The sequence below is a fragment of the Microbacterium umsixpiens genome, from assembly GCF_053543675.1.
Window position 1 is genome coordinate 9,969 of record NZ_JBLVOH010000075.1, and the last position, 9,211, is coordinate 19,179.

General features: G+C 68.9%; 7 protein-coding genes. 2 read left to right on the forward strand and 5 right to left on the reverse strand.

Going from position 1 to position 9,211, the window contains the following annotated elements; all coding sequences use genetic code 11:
- Positions 1–81: 81 nt before the first annotated feature.
- The 3 genes from ACNPM4_RS07750 to ACNPM4_RS07760 are packed head-to-tail and all read right to left on the reverse strand — an operon-like array spanning position 82 to position 4,423.
- A complete protein-coding gene (locus ACNPM4_RS07750; protein ID WP_448985308.1) occupies positions 82–1,473 on the reverse strand; it encodes a S10 family serine carboxypeptidase-like protein in 1,392 nt (463 codons plus the stop codon).
- Positions 1,470–2,936, reverse strand: coding sequence for a S10 family peptidase (locus tag ACNPM4_RS07755; RefSeq protein WP_448985309.1), 1,467 nt, complete (start codon positions 2,934–2,936; stop codon positions 1,470–1,472). The genes ACNPM4_RS07750 and ACNPM4_RS07755 overlap by 4 nt, the downstream gene beginning before the upstream one ends.
- A 44-nt stretch (positions 2,937–2,980) precedes the next feature.
- Entirely contained in the window at positions 2,981–4,423 is a 1,443-nt protein-coding gene (locus tag ACNPM4_RS07760) for a helix-turn-helix domain-containing protein (protein WP_448985310.1), read from the reverse strand.
- A gap of 112 nt (positions 4,424–4,535) precedes the next feature.
- Between ACNPM4_RS07760 and ACNPM4_RS07765 the strand changes: the two genes are divergently transcribed.
- Positions 4,536–6,398: a phosphoenolpyruvate carboxykinase (GTP) gene (locus ACNPM4_RS07765; RefSeq protein ID WP_262000580.1), complete on the forward strand. Its 1,863-nt coding sequence runs from the start codon at positions 4,536–4,538 to the stop codon at positions 6,396–6,398.
- 127 nt (positions 6,399–6,525) lie between these two features.
- Here the strand turns inward: ACNPM4_RS07765 and ACNPM4_RS07770 are convergent, their stop codons facing one another.
- Together ACNPM4_RS07770 and ACNPM4_RS07775 are read right to left on the reverse strand one after the other, a co-directional pair.
- On the reverse strand, positions 6,526–8,412 hold the full coding sequence (locus ACNPM4_RS07770) for an ABC transporter ATP-binding protein (RefSeq protein WP_448985311.1): 1,887 nt from the start codon (positions 8,410–8,412) through the stop codon (positions 6,526–6,528).
- A gap of 97 nt (positions 8,413–8,509) precedes the next feature.
- The gene (locus ACNPM4_RS07775; protein ID WP_262000582.1) at positions 8,510–8,716 is read right to left on the reverse strand and encodes an AsnC family protein; all 207 of its coding nucleotides are present in this window, start codon (positions 8,714–8,716) and stop codon (positions 8,510–8,512) included.
- 74 nt (positions 8,717–8,790) lie between these two features.
- Here ACNPM4_RS07775 and ACNPM4_RS07780 point away from each other — a divergent pair.
- A partial coding sequence (locus ACNPM4_RS07780) for an LD-carboxypeptidase (protein ID WP_448985312.1) occupies positions 8,791–9,211 on the forward strand: 421 nt, incomplete at its 3' end.

The following is a 9,211-nucleotide window of genomic DNA, read 5'->3' on the forward strand; positions in this document are numbered from 1 at the left end:
GTCCTCGCCGATCAGGCCGCGGCGCTCGCGGCTTTCGCGCTGGAGACGCTCACCGCCTGATCCGCAGCCTCGTCGGGCTTCTCAGCGGGTGAGGAAGGCGCGGAGGTCGGCGTTCAGGCGCACCGCGACCTCGGGGTCGCTGTACATCATGTGGCCGGCGCGGTACCAGTGGGTCTCGGTGCGCTCGCGCGGCAACCCCCACTGCCGCAGCAGGTGGTCGGCCGCGCCGACGGTCGTCAGTGAGTCGTACACGCCGGTGCCGATGAACAGTCGTCCGCGCGGAGTCTGCTTCATCCAGCGTGACAACCGTGCCGGGTACGGGTACGTGCGGAACGGGGAGGGTCGTCCGTAGGCGACGAACTCCGCACCGCCCTGCTCGTCCCACTCCCAGTCGCGGCCCGCCTCCGGGTCGACCACGCGATACGGCTGCGCGGGGGCGGTGCCGAAGACGTGTCGCAGCAACTGCTGCAGCCCCGCCACGTACCGCGGGGAGAGTGCCACATCGGAGGGGTCGTGGTCGAGCTCACCGGAGCGGCGGTCGGCCGCCGGTGCGGAGTACCGGCTGTCGGTCACTCCGAGCACGCGTCCGGGGAGCAGGCGCGAGCGGAAGTCCTGCTTGCTGACCCAGAGTCGATCGTCGGCGAGCTCGCCCGTGGGAATCCCGATCATCCGCGAGAGGCGCTCCGAGATCCCTGCACGCTCGTCGGCCGGCAGCTGGTCGCCCTGCAGCATCGCGAGGGCGAGGTCGCCTCGAGCGAAGTCCAGTGCCGCGGCGATCGCGTCCTCGACCGTCTCGTGTTCGCGGGAGCCGACGCCGTGATACCAGGCCGTCGCTGCCTTGTACGGCAGGTTCGCGAGCGCTCCGACCACGTTGCCCGGACGATCCAGCGTCTCCTGGATGTTGACGGCCTGCCCCAGCAGCACCATGCCGTCCAGCGGCGCGGTGTCCATGCTGTGCGATGAGGTCGCGAGGAATGCCGCACGCAGGGTGCCGTAGCTCTCTCCGAGGAAGAACTTCCGGGAGTTCCAGCGACCGTGCCTGTCGACCCAGTCCGAGATGGCGGCGGCGATGGCGTCGGCGTCTCCCTCCACGGAACGGAAGTCCGACGCATCGGCATCGTCAGCGAAGGCACCGAATCCGGTGCCCGGAGCGTCGAGGAACACCAGGTCGGCGACGTCGAGGATCGTCCACGGGCTCTCCTCCACGCCGTAGGGAGGGTGCCCGGCGTCGGCGAGGTCGACGGGGACGTGGGCGCGCATCGGCCCGATCCCGCTCAGGTGCAGATAGAGCGTCGACACTCCCGGTCCACCGTTGGTCAGGAACAGCACCGGGCGATCCGTGCCCTCGACGATGTAGCTGAACGCCGAGATCGACCCTTGCGACGAGCCGCCCGAGCGTCGCAGCGGGAGCTCTTCGAGACGGGCGGTGTAGGCCAGGTCGCGGACTCGGCCTACAGCCTCGAGCCCGATCATCCGTGCGTCGTCGCGTCGCGGTAGAAGTCGTCGAGATCGCTCTTCATGCGCTCCACCGCGCGTTCGTCCACGAAGGTCATGTGACCGGACTCGTAGAACGTGAAGCGGATGTTCTCGCGCAGGCTCGGCGCCAGGTAGAGGTGCGCCACGTCGACTTCGGGTCCGAAGAACGGGGTGGCCAGGTCGTAGAAGCCGCCCATCACGAACACCTTCAGGTTCGGGTTGCGGCGCACGGCGGCCGACAGGTCGATGGAGACGTCGGGCACCAGCTGCGGGGCATCCACGCCCGGTGCCTTGTGCTTCCAGTCCCACGCGCGGGAGATCGGCATGTTGTGCAGGTGGCGGTAGTGCAGGTCGCTGGTGAAGCCGATGTCGTCCACGAGGTGCGCGCGGTACGTCGAGAGGTGTGCGCTGTTGACGCCCGCGGTGGCCGCGTCGTCGGTGGCCGGGTCGTGCGAGCCGTTGCCGACGACGTACTGGTGCTCGGCGGTGAAGCGGGTGTCGAAGCGGCCGATCACGCGCCCTTCGTCGGCGAGCAGGGCGTAGCGGTACTGCTCCATCCCGATGCGGAAGTGGTGCTTCTTCAGGTAGTCGGCGTCGAGCCCGATGAGGGCGCTCATCCGTTCGGCGACGGCGTCCTCGAGGTCGGCGGGCAGCAGATCGCCGCGTAGCAGCGCCTCGGCGAACGGACCCTGCGCGAACTCGCGTGCCTCCAGGAGGAGTGGCTCGAGCTCGGTGTGCCCGGTGCGGGCCTTGCCGTGGTACCAGGCGGTCGCCGCGTACGAAGGGAGCAGATTGATGTACTCGCGGGGTCCGCCGAGGTTGCTCTCGCCCCAGTTGAGCACGGTCGACAGAAGCACGACGCCGTTGAAGTCGAGGCCCTGGTTCTGCAGCCGATGCACGAGCGACGCAGCGCGCGTGGTGCCGTACGACTCGCCGAACAGGAAGCGCGGCGCATTCCAGTTGTTCGTGATCGTGAGCCAGCGCGTGATCGCCTTTGCGAACGCGGCCACGTCCTGGTCGACGCCCCACAGCTCTGCCGGGGTCGCATCGCCGAGGAGACGTGAGTATCCGGTGCCGGGCGCGTCGATGAACACGAGGTCGGAGGCGGTGAGCAGCGTGTGCGGGTTGTCGCTGCTCGCGTAGGGGGCGGGCGGCGTCGCGAGGGGTGTGTTCGTGGGCGTGCGCTTCGGTCCGAAGCCGCCGATGTTGAGCCAGAGGCTCGCCGAACCGGGGCCGCCGTTGAACAGGAACGTCACGGGGCGCACCGGGGCGCCCTCCTCGCGGTCGGCGATGTACGAGGTGTAGAACACGCTCGCGAGCGGGCGGTGCTCGTCGTCGCGGACGATCACGGTGCCGGCTCCGGCGCTGTAGTCGAGCGAACGGCCGCTCGCGGTGATGCGGTGGCGGCGTGAGGTGAAGGTCTCCGTGTCAGGTGCGTCTGCGGGGGTCGGCTCGGTCACAGGTCTCCCTCGGGAAATGAATGAGTGAATTGAATATATCTTAATCACTCACTCGCGTGACGACCGAGGAAGTTGTAGACCTCGTTGTCGTCCACGCCGGGGAACGCGCCGCGGGGGAGAGGGGAGAACATGTGCGTGTGCACGCGGGCGCTCGGCCAGGCCCTGCCGTTCCAGCGTTCGGTGAGCTCGGCGGAGGGCCGACGGCAGCAGGATTCGTCGGGGCAGGTCGACACGGCGCGATCGCTGGTCTCGCGCCCGCGCCACCAGCGCGCGTCGTCGAAGGGGACCCCGACCGTGATGGAGAACTCTCCGTCGGTCGACGCCCCGGTCTGTGTCGAGCACCAGAACGTGCCCGAGGGCGTGTCGGTGTACTGGTGATGCTCCGTGGTGCGGTTCTGCTGCGTGAACGCCGCGCGCGCCTGGAACTTGCGGCACACCCGCTGTCCCTCCACCGCGCCGGTGACGTCCATGGGCAGCGGCAGGTCGTCGTTCTCGTAGACCCTCGTGATCGCGCCCGTGGCGTCCACGCGGAGGAAGTGCAGCGACATCCCGAGGTGCTGGGTGAGCAGGTTCGTCATGCGCATGCCGGCGCCCTCGTGCGTCACACCGAACGCGTCGCGGAAGTCTTCGACCGCGAGGTTGCGATCCTTCTTGGCCTGCTGCAGGAACGCGACGGCGGCCGTCTCCGGCATCAGGCAGCACGCGGCGAAGTAGTTGATCTCCAGCCGCTGCTGCAGGAAGTCGGCGTAGTCGGTCGGGGGCGTGTGCCCCAGGTAGCGGTGGGCCATGGCCTGCAGGGCCATCGAGCGGAGGCCGTGACCGCCGGGGATCGATGCCGGCGGCAGGTAGATCCGCCCGTTCTCGAGGTCGGTGACCGATCGCGTGGAATGGGGCAGGTCGTTGACGTAGATCAGCTCGAAGCCGAGCTTCTCGGCCATGATGCTCACCGTGCGGTGGGTGAGCGCGCCCTGCACGTGCCCGGCGGCCTTCAGATGCTTCTCTGCGAGCTTCTCGATCTCGGGGAGGTAGTTGTTCTGCGCGCGCATGCGCAGCCGCATCTCGGTGTTCGCGCGCCGCGCCTCCTCCGGCGTGGCGATGGCTTCGCGCTCGCGACGCTGCAGTTCGCGGTGCAGTCCGAGCACCGACTCGATCGTCTCGTCGCTCATGCCCTTGGTCACGCGCACGGGCGCGACGCCGAGCTGCCGGAAGACGGGGCTCTCCTGGGCGCGTTCGAGTTCGATCTCCAGGGCGGCGCGACGGTTCGGCGGCTCGCCCGAGATGAGGTCGGTCACCTCGGTGCTCGTGGCGTGCGCGATCGCCTGCAGCAGCGACAGCTTGGGTTCGCGCTTGCCGTTCTCGATCAGGCTGAGCTGCGACCCGGCGACGCCGACCAGCGCGCCGAGCTCGTCGAGGGTGAACCCCTTCTCGAGCCGGTGGTGACGGATGCGATGACCGAGAGTCGTGAGGTGTATGCCGGAGGGCGCCATTCCTTGAGTGTAGCGAAAGAATTGCAGTTCTTATCGCTCGATTTGTCCGAAAGTCCGGTCGGAAGCGGAAGAAGATAGGTGCAACGCCCCACAATTCAAAGGAGCACACGTCATGGCCTTCGCCGAAGTCTTCACCCCCCGCACGTCTCCCGTCGCACCGACGCGTACGTTCGGCGCGGCTCCGACGTATGACACCCCCGCCATGGCCGAGCTGGCCGCGTGGGTCGAGGAGATCCGCGCTCTCACCCAGCCCGACTCCGTGCACTGGGTCGACGGCTCGCGCGCCGAGAACGACTGGCTGCTGCACGGCCTCGTCGACGAGGGCAAGCTCATCAAGCTCAACCCCGAGTGGCGTCCCGGCTCCTACCTCGCCCGCTCGCACCCCAGCGACGTCGCCCGCACCGAGGGACGCACGTTCATCGCCTCCGAGCGCGAAGAGGATGCCGGCCCCACGAACAACTGGGCCGACCCCGCCGAGATGCACTCGAAGATGGACGAGATCTTCGAGGGATCGATGCGCGGCCGCACGATGTACGTCGTGCCGTTCTCGATGGGACGCGTGGGCGGCCCGCTCTCGCACATCGGCGTGCAGATCACCGACAGCGCCTACGCGGTCGCGTCGATCGGCATCATGACGCGCGTCGGCGATGCCGTCACGCGTCAGATCGCCGAGGGGGCTCCGTGGGTCAAGACCGTGCACACGGTCGGCGCGCCCCTCGCCCCGGGCGAGAACGACGTCGAGTGGCCCTGCAACGACGACAAGTACATCGTCCACTTCCCCGAGACGCTCGAGGTCTACTCCTACGGTTCGGGCTACGGCGGCAACGCGATTCTCGCCAAGAAGTGCTTCGCGCTGCGCATCGCCTCGGTGATCGCCCGTGACGAGGGCTGGCTCGCCGAGCACATGCTGCTCATCCGCGTGATCGACCCGCAGGGCAAGGCGTACCACGTCGCGGCCGCGTTCCCCTCGGCGTGCGGCAAGACGAACCTGGCCATGCTCCGCCCCACGATCCCGGGGTGGAAGGTCGAGACCCTGGGCGACGACATCGCCTGGATCCGTCCGGGCGAAGACGGTCGCCTGTGGGCGATCAACCCCGAGGCCGGCTTCTTCGGCGTCGCGCCGGGCACCGGCGAGTCGACCAACGTCACGGCGGTCGAGACGCTGTGGGGCAACACGATCTTCACCAACGTCGCGCTCCGTCCCGACGGTGACGTGTGGTGGGAGGGCCTGACCGACGAGGCGCCCGCGAACCTGATCGACTGGGAGGGCAACGAGTGGACGCCCGACTCCGGTCGACCGGCGGCGCACCCCAATTCCCGCTTCACGGTGTCGGCGGCGCAGTGCCCGCAGATCTCCGACGACTGGGAAGAGGCCGTGCCGCTCGACGTCATCCTCTTCGGCGGACGCCGCGCCAGCAACGTCCCGCTCGTGGTCGAGGCCACCGACTGGACGCACGGTGTCTTCCTCGGCTCGAACATCTCGTCGGAGCGCACGGCTGCGGCCGAGGGCACGGTCGGGGAGCTGCGCCGTGACCCGTTCGCGATGCTGCCCTTCTGCGGCTACAACATGGCCGACTACTTCGGCCACTGGCTGAAGGTCGGTCGTGGTCTGCGCTTCGACCGCGCACCGCGCATCTTCCAGGTGAACTGGTTCCGTCGCGGTGACGACGGCCGGTTCCTGTGGCCCGGCTTCGGCGACAACTCGCGTGTCGTCGACTGGATCATCCGCCGCATCGCCGGCGACGTGCCGGCGGTCGACAGTCCGATCGGACGCCTGCCGCGCGTGGAAGACCTCAACCTCGACGGACTCGACATCCCCGCCGCCGACCTCGACGAGCTGTTCGCCGTCGACGCCGCGGCGTGGCAGACGGAGGCCGACCTGACCGAGGAGTTCTACGACACCTTCGGCGACAGGGTTCCGGCGGCGCTGCGCGCCGAGCTGGCATCGCTGCGCTACCGCCTCGCCAAGGCGTAGCCCCAGACCGGTGCCGGTTCGGGGGAGCCGGCACCCTCACACCCGCGAAGGCGGGACATCAGAGACGAACCCATGGCTGAGTGGTCTCCGACGTCCCGCCTTCGTGTTGTCCGGGAATGAGTGAGCGTCAGGTGAGCAGCTGGTGCCGGGCGAGGTCGCGGTAGAGCGGCGTCGTCTCGACGAGCTCCTCGTGCGTGCCCCGGCCGACCACGACGCCGTTCTGCAGCACCACGATCAGGTCGCTGTCGACCACGGTCGACAGGCGGTGCGCGATCACGATGAGCGTGCGGTCGGTCGAGACGGCATCGATGGCTTCGCGCATCCGCTGCTCGTTCACGCCGTCGAGCGATGACGTCGATTCGTCGAGCAGCAGGATCGGAGCATCGGTGAGCAGGGCGCGGGCGATCGCGAGACGCTGACGCTCGCCGCCGGACAGCATGACGCCGTCCTCGCCGACGGGCGCGTCGATGCCCAGCGGGTTGCGTTCGAGCACGTCGCCGAGGTTCACGGCACGCAGCACGCGTTCACAGTCCGCGTCGGAGGCATCGGGTGAGGCGAGACGCAGGTTCTCGGCAAGCGTGCCGGCGAGGGTGGGAGCATCCTGCTCGACGTACCCGAACTGGGCGCGCAGCTCGTCGCGCGGGTAGGTGCGCGCGTCGTGGCCGTGCAGGCGGATGGACCCGCCGGTCGGGTCGTAGAACCGCTCGATCAGCGACAGGATCGTGCTCTTTCCCGCACCGCTGGGGCCGACGAGGGCGACTCTGGCGCCGTGAGGCACGGCGAACGACACCCCGCGGAGCACTTCGTGGTCCTGCGCGGCCGGTGCCGCATCTTCGACCGATTCCAGATGCGCGTCCGCGAGGAGAGTCCGCGCTGCCTTCGCTGCGGCCTGACGGGCTGCCACCACGTTCGCGGGGTAGTGGAAGCGCACGTCGCGGAACTCGATGGCCGGTGCGCCGGGGGCTGCGTCCTCGTGAGGGAGGGCGGCGGCGATGGCTTCGTCGTCCTGCGATTCCGTCGGCAGGTCGAGCACCTCTTGGATGCGACCGAGTGCGCCGAGTGCCTGGTTCACCGAAGTGATCGCGCCGAAGGTCGTGGCGAGCGGCATCACGAGGAGGAACAGGAACATGATGAACGAGATCAGCGACGCGATGGTGATCGCGCCGGCGGCCACCCGGAACCCGCCGACGCCGAGGACCACGAGCAGCGACAGTTGCAGCGCGATGCCGGAGACGGGCACGACCATCGACGAGATCTTGGCGATGCGCACGCCGATGCCGTACGCGTCGGTGGCGAGCTCCGACACCGCGGCCGTCTCGCGCTCGGTGGCGCCCGAGGCGCGGATGGTGCGGATCGAGCCGACCGCACGCTCCACGCCGGAGGCGAGCTCGCCGACCTTCTCCTGCTGGGCGGTCGAGGCAGTGCGGATGCGGCCGCTGAGCAGCACGACGACCGTGACGGAGATGCCGATCACCACCACGATGAGCAGCAGGAGGATCGGGTCGATCAGCAGCATCGCGATCAGCGCACCGAGGAAGAGCACGGCGCTGCCGACGGCATCCGCGAGGCCCTGCGTGAGCACGGCGTAGAGGAGGGTCGTGTCGGTGCCGACGCGGGAGACGAGGTCGCCGGTGCGGCGGGCATCGAACTCGGAGGTCGGCAGGTGCAGGATGCGGGCGATCAGCTTGCGGCGGCTCGAGTGCACGACCGCAGTGCCGGTGCGCTGGAGGAGGTAGTGCTGGAAGCCGGAGATGACGGACGACACGATCACGAAGCCGACCAGGAGCCAGACGAGGATCCCGATCCCGGTGTCGGACTGCACCGCCTCGATGACCTGGCCGACGAGCAGGGGTTGCACGAGAGACGTGGCTGCACCGACGACGCTGAGCACGGCGACCACGATCAGGGTTCGCTTGTGTTCGAAGAGGAAGGGGAGGAGCTGGCGGAAGGTGGCGCGCGGGCCTTCGGGCTGTGCGCCACGTCCGCGGCGGCGTGCTGTCGCCGAACCGGACATGCGGGACCTCGATCTGGAGATGGTACTTCGACCGTACTTCGTTCGCGGCCGAATCCTATGGGCGGGCTGTAAGGGTGCGCGGTGTCGGGGCCGGGCGTCAGGAGCGACCGAACCGCCGGTGCGCGGCCTGCTTGCTCACGCCGAGCGCGCTCGCGATCGCCTGCCACGAGTATCCGAGGTTGCGGGCGCGGCGCACATTCGCCTCCTCGGCGCGTGCGATCTCCTTACGCGTCTCGGCGAGCCTGTGCAGCGCGGCCAGGGGCTCGCTGCCGTCGTCCTGTGCGATCGCGGTCGGCATTGTCATGATGCACCTCCTGCGTCAATAGTTGTTGACTTTGTGACGGAAGTCAATTTCTGTTGACGTGTGAGACTGGTGGGATGCTGACCGCTCCGAAGCTCGTCCCCGGCGATCGTGTTGCCATCCTCTCGCCTGCGTTCGCGGCGCCCGCCGTCGCGCCGGAACTCCACGCACAGGCGCTGCGCCGTCTCGAGGAGCACACCGGCCTGATTCCGGTGGAGTACCCGACCACGCGTGAGCTCGACGCGAGCCCGCAGGCACGCGCCGCCGACGTGAATGCGGCTTTCGCCGATCCCACAATCCGGGCGATCCTCGCCACGATCGGCGGGGATGACCAGATCCTCGTCGTCCCGCACCTCGACCCCACGCTTCCGGTGGTCGATCCGAAGCCGTTCGTGGGATACAGCGACAATACGAACATCCTCAACTGGCTCTGGGGGCTCGGGGTGCAGGGCTACTACGGCGGATCGACAGCCGTGCACCTCGGGCCCGGACCCCCGG